The following is an 18,496-nucleotide window of genomic DNA, read 5'->3' as shown; positions in this document are numbered from 1 at the left end:
TCAATGGTGTTTTACAAGCTTAAAAATTAGAGCAAGCCTGTTGAAAGCCTACGGATTCTAGCTGTGGATTATTTTACACAAAATCAAACTCCTCCCTCTTTTCCAAGAACAGTTCCTGGGCTTTGGCGTAATCATCCGGTCTGCCAATATCTAACCAAAGGCAATCTACCGGATACGCACAAATCCGTTCACCTTTTGCCAAAAGCCGCAATACCAGATCGGGCAGGTCAAGATACTTTCCGTACTCAATATGTTTAAGTACGCTCGGTTCGTAGACATAGATGCCCATGCTGACTTGATATGTTGTTTCTGGCTTCTCCAGGTAATCAACAATCTGATAGGTATCGTCGAATTTCAGAACACCCAGATCTATTTTGACTGTGCGAGTATGGGTTGCGATTGTAAGTACCGCTTTCTGTTCTCGATGAAACTGCACTAGGTCATGGAAATTTAGATTAGTCAACAAATCTCCATTCATAACTAAAAATGTGTCCTCAAGATTGGGGACGAATGATAGTGATCCCGCTGTTCCAGTTGGCTCTTCCTCTTCAACAAAATGGAGTGTGATTTGTTCAACTAGCTTCTGCCGATGGTCAAAGTAGGCTTTAACCAACTCAGCCAAATGCCCCAAGGTAAGAGTAATATCAGTGATCCCGTAGCGGATAAGGCGACGGATTAAAACTTCCAGTACCGGTGTATCCCCTAGAGGTACGAGAGGCTTAGGAAAGTTTACGGTAAAGGGTCTCAGTCGCGTTCCCTTACCGCCTGCTAATATGACAGCTCTTAAACCTGTTGCAGTGTTATTAGATTTATTGATTAGATATTCTGCAGTCATACTACATAGTCTGTATAGCGATATTGCTCAGAGTAGCTTCGCACATAATTAGCTACTCGAGACAATCCTTCCTCTAGTGAGACTGTCGGTTTCCATCCCAATATTCGTTGGGCCTTAGACGCATCGCACAAGAGTAGTTCAACTTCACTCTGTTGGGGTCGCTGTCGTTCAGTCACACTCACAATTTCAGCCTTGCTGCCAACCACGCTCAGACACCGTTGAGCAATCTCTGCCACACTCACTGCTGTGCCTTGCCCAAAGTGAATTGTTTCTCCTTCAATCCCTGGCGTTTCAGCTGCTAGCAAGAACGCCCGCACAGTATCCGAAACAAAGGTTAGGTCACGCTTAGGTTCTAGATTTCCGAGGCGGATTTTTTCAACTCCGGCGAGAGCCTGAGTCAACACCGTTGGAATGATAGCACGGGCAGATTGACGAGGCCCATAGGTGTTGAATGGACGGAGGGTTACGACAGGTAGACCATAGCTACAGAAATAAGATTCAGCTAGCTTATCCGCTGCTATTTTGCTCGCAGCATATGGAGATTGCGCTTGCAACGGATGAACTTCATTTATAGGGGTGTAACGAGCAGTACCATAAACCTCACTCGTAGAAGTTACAATTAGCCGACGCACACCTGCTTGACGACAGGCTTGCAGAACATTCATGGTTCCACCCACATTCGTAGATACATAGGAGGCAGGGGCTTGGTAGGAATAGGGAATACCAATTAAGGCAGCGAGGTGGAATACAACCTCGCACCCTGCAACCAGACTACTGACAAAATAGGCATCTGTGATGTCCCCCAGACATACCTCAAGTTTGTTTTGCAATTCAGGTCGCAACTCTCGGAGGTGCCCCCAGTTATTCTGACTGTTGTAATGTACTAAAGCCCGGACTGTGTATCCCTGGGATAACAATGCCTCAGTGAGATGACTGCCAATAAAACCACCGGCACCTGTGACCAACACTGTCATGAGAACTCTCCTGGTTTGAGATTTTTGATTGGGGTAGAGTTAAGGAAGCATCGTCTTTTTTGTTAGCAGCGACAGCACGATAGAAGATTTACATTAAACGTTACAGATAGCGATCTGGTGGGAGGACATCCTGCTGCATAATTTCATCATTTGCTGGTTTATCTCCCCAGATAGAAATGCTATCTTGTCTCAAAATTCTCTGGGCTGCCTCCAATATATCCGAGGCGATAAACGATATTTGGTCGCTATATTGCCCTTCGAGAGAATACAGTCCCGTCTTCAACAGACAATTCCCTTTGCAGCCAGCGTTTGCACCTGCCAGCACGTCACTGATCGAGTCGCCAATCATCCAGCTCTTTGCTAGAGAGAGTCCTAATTCCTGGGCTGCTCTTAGCAGCATACCAGGTCCCGGCTTTCTATCAAAATACTCAACTTTACTCAAATCCGAAGTGCGGGGAACGTGAGTGGAAAAGTAAATGCTATCCACACTTGCTCCCTGCTTAGAAAGGAGCTGCTCCATCTTGTCGTGAATAGCTTTTAGTCCCCCCACACTGAGCATCCCCCGTCCGACCACTGACTGATTGGTTACCACCACGCGGACAAATCCTGCCTTCTGTAAGAGATAGAGAGCCTCAGCGGCTCCTTGCTCGAGTGCTACCCGATCTGGAGAGCAAAGATGATGCACATGTTTGATGAGGGTGCCATCACGGTCTAAAAAGACCGCTGGTCTGAGATCGGAATTTATCTGCATGACAGTCTCGGCCTACTAAAGATTCTTTAAGCATTCCGCTGATAGTCTGGCTGAGCATATGACCCACAGCTAGCTGAACATCCTCGATGATACCATAGTTGTTCGAGGGAATAGTCATGTTGCAGTCGGCTATCTGAGCAACCTTCCCCCCATCGAAGCCAGTAATTGATACGGCACACATATCCTGGTTTTGAGCTGTCTTGCAGGCGGCGAGGATATTGGGGGAATTGCCTGAAGCTGTGAGCATGATGAGTACATCGCCAGGTCTGCCATTTTCCTGAACCTGATAGCTGAAGATTTCAGCAAAATCGAAATCGTTACCCAGAGCAGTAAGTATGGCAGGAGACTCGGCTAAGTTGAGCACTTGGAACCGACGTTGGTAATAGCGGAAAGTGCTAGTCAGATCGCAACGATAATGAGCTGCGTTGCTAGCGCTGCCACCATTTCCTACAAGCAGTATCTGGGCCTCTCGGTTCACAGCTTCAAAGATGATGTGAGCTATCTTTTCTACCGCTGCAACATCAAGAAGGGAAAGCACATTTTGCAAAACCTCTACATAGCGTCGGGGTTCAGCAATCATACGCCGGGATTGATGATTCTCTGATGCTATATCCACAGTATTTTGTACGCTATTCATAGCACGTCTGAACCTACGCATCGACTACTTGATACATCAAAAAATTGAGTAACATCTTGCCGGAACACATCCAATCGAGCTGGAGTTCCAATGTCATAAAAGCGCTGTTCGCTCACGAAAGCCCGTATCATCCCTGAAGCTGCCAGACGCGGGAAAACGTCCTCCTCTAGACTGGAAGGAATATGCTGGGGAAAGGAGGCTATATGATGGCGGCGCATCAGCAGCACACCCGCATCAACATAGCCAAATTTTAGCTCTGGCCTGTCTTTGAGATACTGCTGAACGAGTCCCTGAGAATCGACTTGCACATTGTTAGGAACCGGTAATTCCCCCTGGTTGGGATAGACGGTCATTAAAGCGGTGCTTGTGTCTTCAGTAGCGCACTCAAACATGAGCGAATAATCGCAAGGCAGAAAAGAGTCTCCATAAATCACAACAAAGGAGTCTCTAAGCTGAGGATAGGCGTGGGACAAACATCCAGCAGTGCCGTAGGGTGTTAATTCTAGGCTGTATTTAATATCGATTCCCCATTGGCTGCCATCCCCGAAGTAGTCCCGGATATGTTCCCAGCGATAGCCGACCAAAAGAAGAATAGAGGTAATTCCTTGGCGGAGCAGATACTGAATCTGATATTCCAAGAAAGGACGACCATGCACCGGTGCCATGACTTTGGGTAAAGTGTCGGTCAAAGGAGCTAGACGAGTTCCCCGCCCACCAGCAAGGATAACTGCCTGGTCAAACATCAAACAACTTCTCCGTTCCATATATTCGCTTGCTCACAGTCTCTCTTCTGAAAGTATTCCCTGCATCTCTCCGAGCCTGTTCTAAAGCGGCGATAATTTCGTCCTCCCTGACGCCAACTAGGGGTTTTCCCTCAGTGAGCTCAACCCTTCCTATCGACCGCAACAGGACAAAAGGATGCTGATCTTTACTGAGAGTGAGATAGCCGTGTTTGTTATCCTTCCGGATAATATTGAGAGTAGTATCCAAGTCGAGATTTTGCGGAAATTGTAGGTGGCCATTGACGCTGTAGATCAGTTCGTAGTGCAGCCAATACTCCTGTTCACTCAACCACCCCCGCTTGAAGGAAATGGCAGCTGCCACAAGCATTCCCAGTCCAACAGCAATACCGTGGGACAGGCCATAGCCCTGATACTCTAGAGCGTGACCAACAGTGTGCCCGTATTCCAGAGAAATGCCGATGTTCCTTTCATTTGGATCGTGCAGCAGTAATTTCTGTTTAGCCTCAATTCCCAGAATTACAAGCTGCATCCAGGTGGAACAACTTTGAGGCTGATTGATCAGGGAGAGCAGGATTTCAATATGCTCGGCGTCAAACACCAGACAATTCTTGATCAGTTCATTGATTCCGGCAATGAGTTCCAACTCGGGCAGGGTTCGCAGAAAGTTAACAGACACAAAGCTGGCAGCAGGCAAATAATACATACCAAACAGATTCTTTCCGCCCCGACCATTGACCGCTTGTTTGAGAGAAAGGATTGAATCTGACATGGCTAGGAAGGATGTGGGCAGATGCACTAGGGAAAGGCCCCGATAGAGCAGTCCGGCTACCATACCTGCAATATTCCCCGTTAGTCCGCCACCCAGCGCTATGATGATACTGCGACGAGTCACCCCTGCTGTCATCGCCGTCTCCAGCAGGCGGTTGACCAATTCTAGGGTCTTACATTGCTCACTTGGTTCCACCAAAACACTTTCAATGGGAAAGTGATATCCGTAGCGGGAGACGATTTCCTTGCCATGCAGATTCCAGACATGGGAATCAGCGATGAAAAAAAGTAGATCGGGATTTCGCTGGGCGCAAAACTCGACACACTGCAGATGCACATCCTGTCCTACGACGATGGGCATTGACCGTTCGGCGAAGAAAAAGTCGATTCTGACTGGCTGTCCCTCTACTTGAGAATGCTGTCGGTTATGGAATGTCACTGTCGTGTTTGCGGGCATCATTTCATTTCCTTATGAACTTTTTTCAGCGCAGCAGCAATCAGATCCATGTCCTTACGCTCTGCCAGGAGGATGGAGTGATGCAGGAGCAGGGTTTTGCCATAAACCTCTTCTGCATGGGGAAGCGTGAAACGCTCTTTGCACACTGCTTGCCGAGCTTCGGCACATTGCTTTACCCAGTGTTTCTCCTCGGGAACATACAGAGGATGACGATTCAGCGGCACATACGGCTGATGAATCCAGACACCGAGTTCAGCTGACAAAGCCTCGCTAACCCAGGCAAGAGAACGCCCCCGCAAAAACTCTTCATTTAGGAAAAAGGCGAAGTGATAGTAAGTCTCTTCGTCGTCGGGGTCGTGAAAATTGGGAATAGACACTCCCGGTATTTGCCCCAACAGTTTTGTCAGATAAGCAGCATTTTCCCGACGACGGACGTTTTGAGCCGGCAAGTCCTTCAGTTGGGCTGTGAGGATCGCCAATTGAATATCAGAAAGGCAGTGGTTACGCCCAGCTACCCCACCGCGCTCCCACAATTGCATCTTTCCCAGCGCTTGTACATCCGGTAAAAAGCTTCTGCCATCGGTGCGCAGGCGATAGATCAGATCGGCAAGTTCATCATCATCGGTGACACAACAGCCTCCTTCTCCAGAGGTCAGAGGTTTACCCTGTTGCATACTGAAAGCTCCCACTTTGCCTATACTCCCCACACATCTTCCGCGCCAACGGGCTCCATGGGCTTGGGCGCAGTCTTCTATCAGCACCAGATCGTGCTCTGTAGCAATGCGGTTTAAGGCAGCCATGTCGGCGATACGACAGTATAGATGAACCACCAGCACAGCCTTCGTTCTGGACGTCAGCAAGCGCCGCACTGATTCGGGGGCGATGCACATAGTATAGGGATCTACGTCCGCCAGCACCGGAACCGCCTGTTGCGCCAGCACCGCATAGGGACAGGCAACCCAGGTAAGCCCGGGTACAATCACCTCATCTCCTGATCCCACGCCGCTGGCGGCTAAAGCTAGTTCTAGAGCTGAGGTACCGTGATCGGTAGGGATGCAGTTCTTCACCCCGACAAAATCGGCAAAAGCTGCGGCAAACATCTGCTCCTGAGCCAACTGCCCATTGGTAAAACCGCTAATCGTCCAGCGCCCGCTACGCAAGACATCAATGACCGCTTTTTCCGTTGCGGAGTTGGATTGAGGCCAGGTGGGCCAAGGCTTTTGACAGACAGGCGTTCCCCCATTGATGGCTAGTTTGCTTGATTCGGAGGTTCGGCTTGATTCAGTTGATGTTGAGTCTAGCATTAGAAACACCTCCTAGATAATAGCGAACAGTTGCCTTCTCAGTGCACTCAAAACGAAAATCGCTTCGCAGAATTTTCTCTAACAATTTGTCATCCTCACCCACCTGATTTACCAGTTCCTCCTCGGTAAATTCCGGGTTGAACCCCAGGCGGCGCAGGGAAGCGGTGCGAAACAACCACTCATTCATATCTACGGTGGCGACATTATGTGGATGGGTCGAATTTCGGGGGCCATCGTATAGAATAGAGTCTCCTGGGCGTATCAGCTCATTTTCCACACACCAGCGGTATAAAGACTCCGCAACTTCCTTGTTTGGATTCCAGGGGTAGTAATCCCCCGCGAACGGAGAACCATCGGGGTAAACCAATACCCTCCAGGAATACGCAGCATCTAGTTGCTGGGCTTCTATGAGATTAAACAAACTGATCAAATGATTCGGCAGAATTTCATTGTCGTCGTCCAGGAAGCAGACATATGGCTCTTGTATCATCTCTAAAGCCGCCTGACGGAGCTTGGCCATGCGAGGAGAAGAGTGCTCAGCACTATAAGGATTGGTAATAGAAACCCAGTCAACAAAATTCTCCATCTTTGCCACGTCGGCTACCTCCTTCAGAGCTTCAACGCGCTCAGAAAACACGTAATGGACAAAGGGCGGTGCATCCTGCTGAGCCTGAACACTCTTGATACAGCGCACCAGCTCCCGCTCTCGATTGAAGCAGAAGGTGACAATCGCAATTTTTTTCATATTTGCTTACAGCAAATTGCTTTCAAATAGAAATCATTCCAGCCTATTTATTGCCTGCGATCGAAAAAAACACTATATGTATATTTTCTGTTCTCAATAAGGAATTATAAAACATTTTTACCCTTCCCCAAGCAGCAGCAACTTCAACTCGGCCAGCAGCAATTTTAACTTGTCGCACTTTTCGCTGTCGTCCCACGCCGTGAACTTCTTAGCTCTTTTGAAGATATTTTCCATTTCAGCTTGCAGCTCTTCTTGCTCTCTAGGGGTTTTCTTTTCCTTGACCACTTTTTGAATCTGGCGCAGGGTCAGAGATTGAGCGCTCGCCTCTTCCAAAAGCGCCCTCCGCTCAGCCTCCGACTCCAGCTTGGCAATTTCCTTGGCTTTAGTCCATTCGATGCGCCCCAGGCGGAGGGCTTCCAGGATATCGGGAGGAAGTTTGAGAAGGGGGAGTCTGGTGCGGACGAAGGACTGCCAGGTCATCCGCCCCAGATCGGCAAATACCTGCTCTACTATTTCCCTGTCTGATTTACCCAAAGCGCTTTGGGGAATTTCCCCCTCTCCCTCCCCCTTATCCGCTGCACTCTCCGGTCTGTCCCCAACCCATGCCTCATCCGCTTCACTTTCCCCGCTACACAAAGCGCTTTGTGTAGCTTTCTTTCTGGCTTGATTGTCCAGCCGGTATAGCCGTCTCTCAACACCGGCTAAATCGCATTCCAGCCGGAAAGCCAGCAGTTGCAGGATTCCTTCGCTTTCCTCCAATGGGTTCAAATCCTCGCGCTGCAAATTCTCCACCAGGGCGTAGTGTACCGCTTCAGAATCAGTCATCTCGCGCACTACCACCGGCACTTCAGTCAGTCCAAGTGCCTGGGCTGCTTTGTACCGGCGCTCGCCGGCTACCAGCAGGTACTGGCGCTCGCCCGCAGGCCGCACCAAAAGGGGCTGAAGGATGCCGTGTGCCCTAACGCTGTCAGCCAGCTGTTGCATAGCAGCTTCATCAAAATAATGCCGGGGCTGGTATTGAGGCAGCACAATTGATGCCAGTGGGACCTGTTGAGCGGCTGCTGGTAGCTGAGAGCCGTTTCCCTCAAAGCCCTTATCTTGGTATTCAGTTATTGGGTGGGAGTTAGATGAGGTTGAGGGCCGGCGCTGCTGTGAGAGCATTTTTTACTGTATCTTAGACAGCTTATATCCCTCCAATTATATGGCTGTTTATCCCCACGCTCGTATTCTTAACAAAAAGTTAGGCTTTCAACAGCGCCCAATCCTAGGCCCAAGAGCAGCGATTTTTGCTTGCAACAGCCGTTAACGCGAAGCGAGTCAGGGAACGAGCGCATTTATTCCACTCTGCCGCTGGTGTCTGGACTGTGGGGCTGCCGCTAGTGCAGGCGTTGGTGGCCAGTTAAGATCAACTCGCGGCGGGTGGCTCATACCGAAATTGCGCCGGCACCCTCTCCGCCGACCCGATCTTCTCCGCTTTCTCAACACGACTATTTGGTCGCACTGTTTCTTCCGCTTTCTTCCCGACATGACGGGCGTCGCTCAATCCAACCCCCCTTTCACCCTTTCCTGCGATGGCCTGGCTGCTACCTGCTAGGCTGCTGTCGGCTGCTGCCATGCCCACTGCTGGTGGCACGGGAAGTAACGGCTATGGCAGCTGCTTGCGCCAGTAACTCGCTCTCTGCCGCCAGCGGCACTGCTTGGACTTCTTGCTGCCGGTGTGGCCAAGGCCCGAGATCCAAACTCCCCTTTTTGCGCCTTTTTTGAAAAACCCTCGCTTTCCGCAGCCGAATGAGGAAACGTAAAGGCACCTGTAGAAAAAGTTCTCAGAGGTGGCATATTTACAGGCTATTTATAGGCCGATAGGAAATTATCCACCCTGCTTGAATCCCCGAATAGTTTCACCTCACCGCATGCAATGGGTATGGCGAAAACAGGCCAGTCTTAGCAATGAGTTGGGGCTGATATTAGATAAGATGCTATCAATTCCAGCAGGCAATTGCTATCAATCTGCTACGGAAGTATTGCAAGCCCTTAATCCCTCTGTACCGAAACCAGATCCACCGACTCCTGCACCAATTCCTGCACCGTCATCCTTAATCTCCCCTGTACCGAAACCAGTTTCTCCGCCTCCTTCACCGTCTGGCTCGCTCGCTAGTGATAGAGGGATAGACTACAGCCACCTCCATAAGCTTTTGAAAGCTAATAAATGGAAAGAAGCTGATATAGAAACTCGTCGCCTCGTCCTCAAGGCCGGCTATCCGTGGCAGAGTTTTCCCTGTACTGACCTCCAAACCCTAGACCAGTTGTGGGTGAAGTATTCTAATGGCCGTTTTTGGTTTAGCGTCCAAAAACGGATTGCGATGAAGAGAATTTGGAGGGAGAGTGAAAGCGCAATCAAGGGGCTCTTCTATGGCAAGGATTTATAAACTTTAGCCCGCCGGCATTTCAGACTGTTATCCAATCACTTTTTTAAGATTCTTTGGTACGATTTCATGTGCATTTTGAATCAAGTCCACGCACCGTGAGGGTTGCGCGAGGAACGCTTCAGGGGGGCGGCAGGAAACAAGGCTTTCTGAACGCCGGCGCAGGCGGGCGAAAGTTTTCCCTTGCGTGAGTTTCGCACGATGCTGTTGGCGAATTGATGTGGGGTCGTCACCCCACCCCTAAGTTTCCTCGTTCCCAGGCAGAAGCCCAGGAACGAGGAAATTATCACCGGCATCTGGCAATCTCTTCCAAATCCCGAATGTGAGCCGCCTTTCCAGATACAATCGAACCTGTCCGATGCGAAACGCGAACATGGTAAATAGCGAACTGGCCAGCATCAAAGAAGAGCTGATTTCTATCTCAACAGCCGCCGACACCGGCTTTAACTGCGACCCGGCAATCGGCGAGCAAATTGAGAAACTCGCCTCACAAATTGAGGCTTTAACCCCAACTGAAGATCCCACCGGCCAGATGGAAGCAGTGGAAGGGCGCTGGCGGCTTTTGTACAGCAGCTTTGGCCAAGAGCGAGAGACGACCCTAGACCGGCTTGCCTTCGGAAAGCTCCCCAAGGTGCCGGTCAGCATCACCGGCATTTTCCAAGAAATTTCCACAGACAGCCAGCAATACAACAACCTCATTGAGTTTACTGCCGGCTCTGGAATAAAAGGCGTTGCTAAAATTGCCGGTCGCTACACAGTCGAGAATTCCAAACGCCTCAACATTGATTTTTTGGAAGCATCCGCTATTCCCGCGAGTGATTTGAGCGCCGGCGATTTCCGAGACGCTTTAGGCATAAATGGTGAAGATGCGCTCGAATCACCTCTGTCCTTTAGCGGGTGGTCAGATATCACCTATCTGGACGGCACTCTGCGCCTGATGCGCGGGAACCGGCAAAATTTATATGTGCTGGTGCGAGACAGCTGCCGGTGAGCCCGGCTCGCCTTCCCCAAGAACACACCGGCTCTGGAAGCGCCACCATTGCCCAGTGCCTGAACGCCCCAGTCCCAGCAATCACCCGCTCGACGGCTCCTCGACTTGGCAGCTTCGCTCTCGCTGCTAGCGAGAGCCGGTGCAGAGCGCAAGAGCTGCAAAATAGGTCTTGCGGGCCTCACTCGCGCAGGTGGCTCGGCAGGGAGCATCCCCGTTGTGCAAATCTGCCCAAATGAATGCGACAATGATTTCAGCAGGGGGTAGGAGCGGATGATTTTTGGCCAGCTGAATCCCGGAAACGGGATTGAAACAACAGGCTCCCATCAGGGCCCGATTGCAGCCAGCGCCCTCACCGCTGGCAGGTCTTTGGCGACCAGCTCCCAGCTCTCACCCCCATTAGCGCTGCAGAAAACTTGGTGCCCCGCTGCCGCCCAAATACTGCCAGTCTCATCTATAGCTAGCAGCCGCACCATCTCGTCAAAGGACTCTGGCAAGCCTTGCCGCAACTGCACCCAGAGCTCTCCCCCATCGTCGCTGCGGTAAATGGCGGCATTGGCTCCCCCAGCCCAAGTAGGCGGTGGCCCCGCTGCAGCGGCAGTGTAAACCCGCTCAGGCTGTCCTGGCATGACAGCGCAAGGAACGGTGTAGGAGCGTTCCAGCCCTCGCATCATGTGCTGCCAGTGCAGTCCGCCATCATCGCTGCGATAGAAGCCATTGCCTGTTGTGGCATAAAGCTTGGAGCTGTTCGGCAAGGGAATTACCGTATGAACATCCCAGTACAGTCCCTGGTTCAAGCTCTCCCAGCTCTGGTTTCCATCCTCACTGCGATAGACGCCACCTTCTTCGACACCGATATAGACGCCACCCGGAACCTGCGGATCGGGGGCGATATAGCGGACGTGGGGGATGTGGGGCGGCGGTGGGAATGTCCAGTTTGAGTAGCCTGGAATGTTTTTAATCGATTGGACAGCGCTCCAGGTCTGGCCTCCATCATCGCTGATGTGCAGGAGGGCTGGAGAAACTCCCAAGTAAAGCCGACCCAGCTTAGAAGGGTCAGCGGCAAAAGACCATACTTCTTCAGCAACAGGACGTTCGCTCACCAATTGCCAATCTCCTTGGCCTGTTCTGGCCCAGAGGGCACCGGCTTGAGATATGGCAAATGCACTGCCAAGAGCTGCGGCTAAAAATGAGACGGGAGGAGAGCTTTCTTCTTTGAGAAGCGCTGATTCTGGAGACTCCCACCGGAAAACGCCACTATCGGTGCCGGCTAGCACAACAGACATGAGCATCCCCCACTATGGCAAAATTCTGCTTACCACGCTGACACAGGGGCTTCTTACAGGGCATCCTCCAAAAGAAGGAATTCCGGAGCGTCCTATTTGTGCAAAGATTTTCACCCTCACCCCCCGTTCCCTCACAAGTGTGGGTTTTTTGCACACGGTGGCTGTGGGGGCATTGGTGTTAATTTAAAGTTAATAATGAACCGCCAAGACGCCAAGAGCGCCAAGGAAGAAGAGGGAGTTGCCGGCGGAAAAAGGCCATTGAGAGCCAAGGTGTGTAAAATACCTGCACCTGTGAGCCCCCCGTTCCCCCCTCTCCCAGCTGGAGGAGATCGAGCGCTGTCCTGGCTGCGCTTTCGCACCACCTGAACCAGAGCGATGCATTGTTTCAATCCCGTTTCCGGGATTCAGCTGGCCAAAAATCTTCTCCTCCTACCCCCTGCTAAAATCAGTATCGCATTAATATGGGCTTCTTTGCACAACCGGGATGCTCCCGATGCATTTACCCGCCGCTAAGCTAGCGGAATCCGCAGCCCGAAAGCCAGCCATCACTCCAGCAGCCGGTCACAGGAGAGCCAAAACCGCAGTCAGGTCAGACAAATCTGGCACAACCGCGCAAGCGCCGGCTGCTGCTAGCTCCTCAACGGTGAAGTTTCCTGTGGCCACGCCCACAGCCCGGACGCCCAAACTGCGACCGCAGGTGATGTCGTAGGGGGTGTCGCCAATAATTGTAATATCCTCGCCGCAAAACCGGCGACCGGTGAGAGCGCGGGCCCGCTCCACTGCGACGGCGGGGAGTTCGCTCCGGTGTTCGGAATCGCAGCCATAGGCACCGAATCTGAAGTAGTCCGCCAAGCCGGCAGAGGAAAGCTTCATCGCCGCCCCCTCCTTGATGTTGCCGGTCAGGAGCCCCACTACTGAATCATTTGGCCAGCAGCAAAGCTCCTCCAGCAGCGAGCGCACCCCCGGATAGACCAGGGTTTCGCAGTCTGGCTGAGCTAACTCCACCGCCATCTCTTGCAAATAAGCCGCCCAGAGCGCTGAAAACCCCCGTTCTATAGCTTCATCCTCCATCCCTGCCAGCTGGAGCAATTCTCTGGCGATTTGCCGGTCAGTTTTGCCGCTGAAAGAGTGGCCGGCAATTGGGCCTGCCGTTCCGTAAACGCTCAGCATAGCGCGGTGAAAGGCCCGCTTGCCAGCGCCCTGAGTCGAGAGCAGCGTACCGTCAATATCAAATAAAATCAGTCGTTTCATCAGTTGTGCCTTTCTTCCTGTTCCTTGGGCACCGTACAGGCGGCCGTTCCCTAATTAAAACCGGCTTCAGACGCACAAATAGCCAGCAACAGAAGATACGCCTTACCGCGCTCTCCCAACCTGAATGTCGCGCACGCGCACCGGCACGCAAGCGTGACTCATCTGGGCCATCTGCACCGGCTCGCCTTTCCCGCAGATATTCGTGCTGCACTGCACCCGCTCAGATGCCGGTCCAATCGCATCCACACTGTTCCAAAAATCAGTCGTCATCGACTGGTAAGTCTCATCTTTTAACATCCCGACAATCTTGCCCTTTTCTACTTTCCAAAAGGCATCCCCGCCAAATTGGAAATTGCGCCGCTGCTGGTCTATGGAATAGCTGCCAATCCCATCAATTAAAATGCCATCTTCCGTGTCAGCAATCATTTCCTGCAACGTGGCGGTGTGGCTTCCGCCATCAGGTCCCGATTCCAACCCCAAATTGGGAATGCGCACCACCGGCACGCTGTACCAGCTGTCGGCAAAAGCGCAACCGTTGCTGCCGGCACGCAAGGGGCCGGTAAGCTGTCTCCTGGTCCGTGAGATAATCCACTAAAATCCCATCCTTGACAATATACCAATCTTGTGCTATAACTCCCTCATCATCGTAACCGACTGTACTGCGCCCTTTCGGCTGGGTGCGGTCGGCTCGGAAGTTCACCCAGGGCGCAGCGTACTGGAGTTTGCCCAACTTGTCAGTGGTGGCGAAACTGGTGCCGGCTAAATTCGCTTCGTAGCCGTAAACCCGGTCGAGTTCTGTGGGGTGCCCAACGGATTCGTGAATCGTCAGCCACACATTCGTCGGCTTGAGAATCAGGGTGGTGCGGGTGCCAGAAGGGCCTTTTGGCGCGTAAACTTTTTCTATGGCTTCCTCAGCAACGCGCTCGATTTGCCCGAAAAGGTCTGCTGTATCGACATGCTCGTAACCCGTATTGAGGGGTGGGCGTTCGTAGCTGCGACTTTGGGCGTCGCCACTCGCAATTGCTGTGCAGCTAAATCCCGGATAGCTGCGGTAGAGAGTCTGGTGGATGAGAGAGCCTTCTGTGGGGGCGAAGGTTTTGTCTTCGCGGGAGAAGTGCAGGAAAGAATGGGCTTTTTTGATGCCGCGATCGCTGTAACTGAGCAACTTGTCGTTGATGCTGAGCAGCAGTTTTGCTTTTTCGGCAACCGGCACCGAGAAGGGGTCAATTTCGATGGAGGTGATGTAGGTGTCGCGGTAGCCGAGCACCGGCACTAGGCGCACCGGCACCTGCTAGGAGAGGCGGCAACATTTGGCGATTTCAATGGCTTTGGCGACGATTCTTTCGACTTCGGCGGGAGTTTTGCTGGGGCTGGCGGCGAATCCCCACGCGCCGTCTTTGAGTGCGCGCACCCCAAAACCGGAACTGACGTTATGGGAGAGCCGGTCTAGGGAGCGATCTGATGCGGTCAGGTCTTGGTGCCGGTAGGTGCGGGCATCGCACGTCGCCATATTCGCAGCCTTGGAATGCGAATAAAGTCGATAGCCAGTGTGGCGAGGTCAGTTGCAGTCAGGGGCTGTGCGGGAGATTGTACCATAGCAGTTTCCGGTGAGAGAGGTATTCTAAAGTGTAGCGAGATAGCTATTCCGTTTGGTTGCAGGCGAAAAGCTGCACCCAACTCAAGCGTCTGAATCCCCGCGCCTTGATAGTCGGGGAGTGGCTCAATCGTACTGTCCGCTTTGGGGCTGGCCCTCACCGGCGGTGCTGTGGCCCTCGGCAAGCGCCGGCGCAAGCAAATTGCATAGCACAAAATTTTCCGTTTGTCAAGCAGTAAAATGAGGGGGCACCTCCGACCCCACCCCAGCCTTGGGGTGGGGTTTGTGCCGGTGTTAGATTTTAGAGTGCAAATTGGTTTATACTGGGTGTCCGCCACAAGGCAGGCAGGGGTTGAGCGTGCGAGCGCCTAAAATAAAGAGCGATCGTTTCAATCCCGTTTCCTTTGATTAGCTGGCCAAAAATCTTCTCCGCCTGCAACCTGCTGAAATCATTGTCGCATTCATTTGGGTTGCCCTCGCACAACCGGGATGCTCCCTTTCACATCACCGATGCGCGAATCGGGTAAGCATTCTATACTAAGCAGAAAGATTAAGTGGAACTAAAGAAATCGCGACAGCCGGACGGAAATAGCTCCATTTTGTCTCCCTGACACTAAGCACGATAACCTAAGTGGGTGTAAATATGCATCTGAGTGAGCTGACTCACCCGAACCAATTGCACGGTCTGTCAATTCATCAACTCGAGCAAATTGCGCGTCAGATACGGGAAAAGCATCTGCAAACGGTCGCCGCCACCGGCGGGCACCTCGGTCCCGGTTTGGGGGTAGTGGAGCTGACCGTAGCCCTGTACCAGACACTGGACCTCGACCGCGACAAGGTGATCTGGGACGTTGGCCACCAAGCCTATCCGCACAAGTTAATCACCGGTCGTTACAGCAACTTCCACACGCTGCGGCAAAAGGACGGGGTTGCCGGCTACCTGAAGCGCTGCGAGAGCAAATTTGACCATTTTGGTGCCGGTCACGCCTCCACGAGCATTTCAGCGGCTTTGGGGATGGCGCTGGCGCGGGACATGAAGGGCGAAAACTTCAAAGTGGTGGCGGTGATTGGCGACGGTGCCATGACCGGCGGTATGGCCCTGGAAGCGATTAACCATGCCGGTCATTTGCCGAAAACCAACCTGCTGGTGGTGCTTAACGACAATGAGATGTCCATCTCGCCCAATGTGGGCGCGATTCCCCGCTACCTGAATAAGATTCGCCTTTCCGATCCGGTGCAGTTCCTCAAGGACAACCTGGAGGAGCAGTTCAAGCACATTCCCTTCGTCGGCGAGAAGTTCACCCCAGAAATGGAACGGCTCAAAGAAGGGATGAAGCGCTTGGCGGTTCCCAAGGTGGGGGCTGTGTTTGAGGAGTTGGGCTTCACTTACATGGGGCCGGTGGATGGCCACAACCTGGAGGAACTGATTGCCACTTTCCAGCAAGCTCATCACTTACACGGGCCGGTGCTGGTGCATGTGGCCACGGTAAAGGGCAAAGGGTACGCGCTGGCTGAAAAAGACCAAGTGGGCTACCACGCGCAAAACCCCTTCAACCTCGCCACCGGCAAAGCAATTCCCTCTAATAAGCCGAAACCGCCAGCGTACTCCAAAGTCTTTGGGGACACCCTGATTAAACTGGCTTCCGACAACCCCAAAATTGTGGCGATTACCGCCGCAATGGCTACCGGCACCGGCTTGGACAAATTCCACGACCAGCTGCCGAAACAGTATATAGATGTCGGCATTGCGGAACAGCACGCCGTCACCCTAGCGGCTGGGCTCGCTTGCGAGGGGATGCGCCCCGTTGCCGCAATTTACTCGACTTTCCTGCAGCGCGCCTACGATCAGATTATTCACGATGTCTGCATCCAGAAGCTGCCGGTGTTCCTGTGCATGGACCGGGCCGGCATCGTCGGTGCGGATGGCCCAACTCACCAGGGGATGTACGATATCGCCTACCTGCGCTGCATTCCCAATATGGTGCTGATGGCACCTAAGGATGAGGGGGAACTGCAGCGAATGCTCGTCACCGGCATCAACTATACCGATGGGCCCATTGCCATGCGCTACCCGCGCGGCAATGGCTACGGCGTGCCGCTGATGGAGGAAGGCTGGGAGCCGGTGGAAATCGGCAAGGGCGAAATCCTCCGCCACGGAGACGACGTGCTGCTGGTGGGCTTTGGCTCGATGGTTCACCCAGCGGTGCAAACGGCTGAAATTCTCAGCGAGCACGGGATTGAGGCGACCGTGGTCAATGCGCGTTTTGTCAAACCCCTGGATACGGAGTTGATTTTGCCCCTCGCCAAGCGGATCGGGCGGGTTGTGACTCTCGAAGAAGGGTGTCTCCCCGGCGGGTTTGGCTCAGCGGTGGCGGAGGCGCTGCTGGATAATAATGTTTTGGTGCCGGTGATGCGAATTGGCGTTCCGGATATCTTGGTCGAGCACGCTACGCCAGATGAATCGATGGCTTCGCTTGGATTGAAGCCGGCGCAAATTGCCGAAAGAGTGCGGTTAGCGTTTAGCCCGCAGCTGTCAGCAGTTAGCTAACTCAGTTGTGGGGTGCGTGAGAGCGCGTTTATAGAGTAATTGTTCAGCCTGAGTGGGGGCCAGAAACCGGACGAGAAACCGGGTTTCTTAAAGAAACCCGGTTTCTTCGCATAATTTTACCGCTGGCCCACCACAAGAACGCCGGTTTCTTGAGAGTTCACTTTTTTTTATAAATGAACTGTTCGTAGCGCAGCCTGATGTTTATAAAAAGTTTAGACAGATGGGATTAGACTGGGAATGAAAAGGCTTTACTGCCCTTTTTAAAATTTAAAATCCAAAATCCAAAATCCAAAATCCAAAATTTATAAGGGATAATTCAGCTTGAATGCCTGCTTTGCCCCTGGGGGAATGGTGGGAATCTCCTCCCAAGTGATGTGGGGCATGTTCTTGAGGTTAGCGACCACAGAATCCGTCACCAAAATTTCCCAAGATTTAGCCGTATCCTCGCCTAATTTGCTGGCAGCATTCACTTCCGCGCCGAAGACATCGTGGTCGCCAATGGTTAACATTTCGCCGTAACCGATGCCGGCACAGAGGAGAATTTTTTCCGAATCGGATTTATTCTGATTGTAGGCTTTCGCGAGGCGCTGCATGCCTATCGCACATTGGACAGCTTTATTCACGGAGCGGAAGAGGATTAACATGCTGTCCGCTTCTGTTTTGATCAAGATGCCATCGTGCTGGTCAATGCAGGGGACAAACAGGCGTTGCGATTCGTAAATAACTTGCAAGAAGTGGATGATGCCAAATTCCTCTACGGAGCGGGAAAACCCTGACAAATCCGTAAACATGACGGCCCAAGTTTCCCCAAATAGATCCCAAATGCGCGCGTCAATCTCTTCTTTATTAGAGCCGGGTTTCAACCGCTCGGCCATCAATTTTTCCAGCCGGTAGAGGGAAGCGCTCGGATAAATTTTTTTACTAGATTGCACAGTCAGTTTTCCCTCGCAATTTATTAAAATGCTGCATAATGATAATTATACCACAAAAAGAGTCTGGCGTCAAGCTAAAAATTAAAGGAACCGTTTGTAGTAGGGCTTTAGCCCCACACCGCCTCACGGCGGGAGAGGGTCTTTGCCTCTATTGTGCCTTGCGACACAAACTGCGATAATGCGATCTGCGTCGTGACAGATGAACCTCCCCCTGTCTAGCGCCGGCACCCCAGCCCCTCTCGGGTGAGAGCTGATTTACA

Annotated in this window: 20 protein-coding genes; 4 read left to right on the top strand and 16 right to left on the bottom strand. The window is 52.2% G+C overall.

What is annotated here, in order from left to right; translation table 11 throughout:
* Positions 1-73 precede the first annotated feature (73 nt).
* The 10 genes from OSC10802_RS0119900 to OSC10802_RS0119855 form a co-directional block, all read right to left on the bottom strand.
* Complete coding sequence (locus OSC10802_RS0119900) at positions 74-835, bottom strand: sugar phosphate nucleotidyltransferase (protein WP_017718527.1); 762 nt, start codon at positions 833-835, stop codon at positions 74-76.
* Positions 832-1,809, bottom strand: a complete 978-nt coding sequence (locus OSC10802_RS0119895; protein WP_017718526.1) for an SDR family NAD(P)-dependent oxidoreductase — start codon at positions 1,807-1,809, stop codon at positions 832-834. Before OSC10802_RS0119895 ends, OSC10802_RS0119900 begins: the two co-directional genes overlap by 4 nt.
* Before the next feature lie 100 nt (positions 1,810-1,909).
* Entirely contained in the window at positions 1,910-2,560 is a 651-nt protein-coding gene (locus OSC10802_RS40965; RefSeq protein ID WP_071593323.1) for a D-glycero-alpha-D-manno-heptose-1,7-bisphosphate 7-phosphatase, read from the bottom strand.
* Positions 2,514-3,140, bottom strand: a complete 627-nt coding sequence (locus OSC10802_RS0119885; RefSeq protein WP_017718524.1) for an SIS domain-containing protein — start codon at positions 3,138-3,140, stop codon at positions 2,514-2,516. Before OSC10802_RS0119885 ends, OSC10802_RS40965 begins: the two co-directional genes overlap by 47 nt.
* A 53-nt stretch (positions 3,141-3,193) precedes the next feature.
* Positions 3,194-3,940, bottom strand: coding sequence for a sugar phosphate nucleotidyltransferase (locus OSC10802_RS40960; RefSeq protein WP_017718523.1), 747 nt, complete (start codon positions 3,938-3,940; stop codon positions 3,194-3,196).
* Complete coding sequence (locus OSC10802_RS44605; RefSeq protein ID WP_082218317.1) at positions 3,933-5,168, bottom strand: 3-dehydroquinate synthase family protein; 1,236 nt, start codon at positions 5,166-5,168, stop codon at positions 3,933-3,935. Before OSC10802_RS44605 ends, OSC10802_RS40960 begins: the two co-directional genes overlap by 8 nt.
* Positions 5,165-6,469 (bottom strand): DegT/DnrJ/EryC1/StrS family aminotransferase, encoded by a 1,305-nt coding sequence (locus tag OSC10802_RS0119870; RefSeq protein WP_017718521.1) that lies wholly within the window; start codon positions 6,467-6,469, stop codon positions 5,165-5,167. The genes OSC10802_RS44605 and OSC10802_RS0119870 overlap by 4 nt, the downstream gene beginning before the upstream one ends.
* On the bottom strand, positions 6,447-7,214 hold the full coding sequence (locus OSC10802_RS0119865) for a glycosyltransferase (protein ID WP_017718520.1): 768 nt from the start codon (positions 7,212-7,214) through the stop codon (positions 6,447-6,449). The genes OSC10802_RS0119870 and OSC10802_RS0119865 overlap by 23 nt, the downstream gene beginning before the upstream one ends.
* Positions 7,215-7,331: 117 nt before the next feature.
* On the bottom strand, positions 7,332-8,375 hold the full coding sequence (locus tag OSC10802_RS0119860; protein WP_017718519.1) for a ParB/RepB/Spo0J family partition protein: 1,044 nt from the start codon (positions 8,373-8,375) through the stop codon (positions 7,332-7,334).
* Between the two features lie 422 nt (positions 8,376-8,797).
* Positions 8,798-8,953, bottom strand: coding sequence for a hypothetical protein (locus tag OSC10802_RS0119855; protein WP_155968105.1), 156 nt, complete (start codon positions 8,951-8,953; stop codon positions 8,798-8,800).
* A 357-nt stretch (positions 8,954-9,310) separates the two neighbouring features.
* Here OSC10802_RS0119855 and OSC10802_RS56600 point away from each other — a divergent pair, with 357 nt between their 5' ends.
* Both OSC10802_RS56600 and OSC10802_RS0119845 read left to right on the top strand, forming a co-directional pair.
* Positions 9,311-9,640 (top strand): GUN4 domain-containing protein, encoded by a 330-nt coding sequence (locus OSC10802_RS56600; protein ID WP_369797124.1) that lies wholly within the window; start codon positions 9,311-9,313, stop codon positions 9,638-9,640.
* A gap of 355 nt (positions 9,641-9,995) precedes the next feature.
* Positions 9,996-10,628, top strand: a complete 633-nt coding sequence (locus OSC10802_RS0119845) for a PAP/fibrillin family protein (RefSeq protein ID WP_198525152.1) — start codon at positions 9,996-9,998, stop codon at positions 10,626-10,628.
* Positions 10,629-10,951: 323 nt separating this feature from the next.
* Here OSC10802_RS0119845 and OSC10802_RS0119835 read toward each other — a convergent pair whose 3' ends face one another.
* From OSC10802_RS0119835 to OSC10802_RS56585, 5 genes are all read right to left on the bottom strand, one after another.
* A complete protein-coding gene (locus OSC10802_RS0119835; protein WP_017718514.1) occupies positions 10,952-11,911 on the bottom strand; it encodes a WD40/YVTN/BNR-like repeat-containing protein in 960 nt (319 codons plus the stop codon).
* A gap of 561 nt (positions 11,912-12,472) precedes the next feature.
* Positions 12,473-13,162, bottom strand: a complete 690-nt coding sequence (locus tag OSC10802_RS0119825) for an HAD family hydrolase (RefSeq protein ID WP_017718512.1) — start codon at positions 13,160-13,162, stop codon at positions 12,473-12,475.
* Between the two features lie 102 nt (positions 13,163-13,264).
* Positions 13,265-13,657 carry a metallopeptidase TldD-related protein gene (locus OSC10802_RS56595; protein ID WP_369797091.1) on the bottom strand — a complete coding sequence of 131 codons (393 nt, stop codon included), beginning with the start codon at positions 13,655-13,657 and terminating at the stop codon, positions 13,265-13,267.
* Positions 13,620-14,450, bottom strand: a complete 831-nt coding sequence (locus tag OSC10802_RS56590; protein WP_369797090.1) for a TldD/PmbA family protein — start codon at positions 14,448-14,450, stop codon at positions 13,620-13,622. The genes OSC10802_RS56595 and OSC10802_RS56590 overlap by 38 nt, the downstream gene beginning before the upstream one ends.
* Before the next feature lie 3 nt (positions 14,451-14,453).
* On the bottom strand, positions 14,454-14,672 hold the full coding sequence (locus OSC10802_RS56585; protein WP_369797089.1) for a PmbA/TldA family metallopeptidase: 219 nt from the start codon (positions 14,670-14,672) through the stop codon (positions 14,454-14,456).
* A gap of 213 nt (positions 14,673-14,885) precedes the next feature.
* Here OSC10802_RS56585 and OSC10802_RS56580 point away from each other — a divergent pair, with 213 nt between their 5' ends.
* Both OSC10802_RS56580 and dxs read left to right on the top strand, forming a co-directional pair.
* Positions 14,886-14,966, top strand: coding sequence for an LPXTG cell wall anchor domain-containing protein (locus tag OSC10802_RS56580; RefSeq protein WP_082218405.1), 81 nt, complete (start codon positions 14,886-14,888; stop codon positions 14,964-14,966).
* Between the two features lie 433 nt (positions 14,967-15,399).
* Complete coding sequence (dxs, locus tag OSC10802_RS0119810; protein WP_017718511.1) at positions 15,400-17,304, top strand: 1-deoxy-D-xylulose-5-phosphate synthase; 1,905 nt, start codon at positions 15,400-15,402, stop codon at positions 17,302-17,304.
* A 302-nt stretch (positions 17,305-17,606) separates the two neighbouring features.
* Here the strand turns inward: dxs and OSC10802_RS0119805 are convergent, their stop codons facing one another.
* Positions 17,607-18,236 carry an adenylate/guanylate cyclase domain-containing protein gene (locus OSC10802_RS0119805; RefSeq protein ID WP_017718510.1) on the bottom strand — a complete coding sequence of 210 codons (630 nt, stop codon included), beginning with the start codon at positions 18,234-18,236 and terminating at the stop codon, positions 17,607-17,609.
* Positions 18,237-18,496: the final 260 nt, after the last annotated feature.

The organism is Kamptonema formosum PCC 10802 (assembly GCF_000332335.1).
GTDB lineage: Bacteria > Cyanobacteriota > Cyanobacteriia > Cyanobacteriales > Oscillatoriaceae > Oscillatoria.
This window is presented reverse-complemented; position numbering and strand designations above follow the sequence as displayed.

Bases quoted from the DNA above. Each gene is read 5' to 3' on its own strand.
- OSC10802_RS0119900 (WP_017718527.1), bottom strand. From the start codon at position 835: ATGACTGCAGAATATCTAATCAATAAATCTAATAACACTGCAACAGGT.
- OSC10802_RS0119895 (WP_017718526.1), bottom strand. From the start codon at position 1,809: ATGACAGTGTTGGTCACAGGTGCCGGTGGTTTTATTGGCAGTCATCTC.
- OSC10802_RS40965 (WP_071593323.1), bottom strand. From the start codon at position 2,560: ATGCAGATAAATTCCGATCTCAGACCAGCGGTCTTTTTAGACCGTGAT.
- OSC10802_RS0119885 (WP_017718524.1), bottom strand. From the start codon at position 3,140: ATGATTGCTGAACCCCGACGCTATGTAGAGGTTTTGCAAAATGTGCTT.
- OSC10802_RS40960 (WP_017718523.1), bottom strand. From the start codon at position 3,940: ATGTTTGACCAGGCAGTTATCCTTGCTGGTGGGCGGGGAACTCGTCTA.
- OSC10802_RS44605 (WP_082218317.1), bottom strand. From the start codon at position 5,168: ATGATGCCCGCAAACACGACAGTGACATTCCATAACCGACAGCATTCT.
- OSC10802_RS0119870 (WP_017718521.1), bottom strand. From the start codon at position 6,469: ATGCTAGACTCAACATCAACTGAATCAAGCCGAACCTCCGAATCAAGC.
- OSC10802_RS0119865 (WP_017718520.1), bottom strand. From the start codon at position 7,214: ATGAAAAAAATTGCGATTGTCACCTTCTGCTTCAATCGAGAGCGGGAG.
- OSC10802_RS0119860 (WP_017718519.1), bottom strand. From the start codon at position 8,375: ATGCTCTCACAGCAGCGCCGGCCCTCAACCTCATCTAACTCCCACCCA.
- OSC10802_RS0119845 (WP_198525152.1), top strand. From the start codon at position 9,996: ATGCGAAACGCGAACATGGTAAATAGCGAACTGGCCAGCATCAAAGAA.
- OSC10802_RS0119835 (WP_017718514.1), bottom strand. From the start codon at position 11,911: ATGTCTGTTGTGCTAGCCGGCACCGATAGTGGCGTTTTCCGGTGGGAG.
- OSC10802_RS0119825 (WP_017718512.1), bottom strand. From the start codon at position 13,162: ATGAAACGACTGATTTTATTTGATATTGACGGTACGCTGCTCTCGACT.
- OSC10802_RS56585 (WP_369797089.1), bottom strand. From the start codon at position 14,672: ATGGCGACGTGCGATGCCCGCACCTACCGGCACCAAGACCTGACCGCA.
- dxs (WP_017718511.1), top strand. From the start codon at position 15,400: ATGCATCTGAGTGAGCTGACTCACCCGAACCAATTGCACGGTCTGTCA.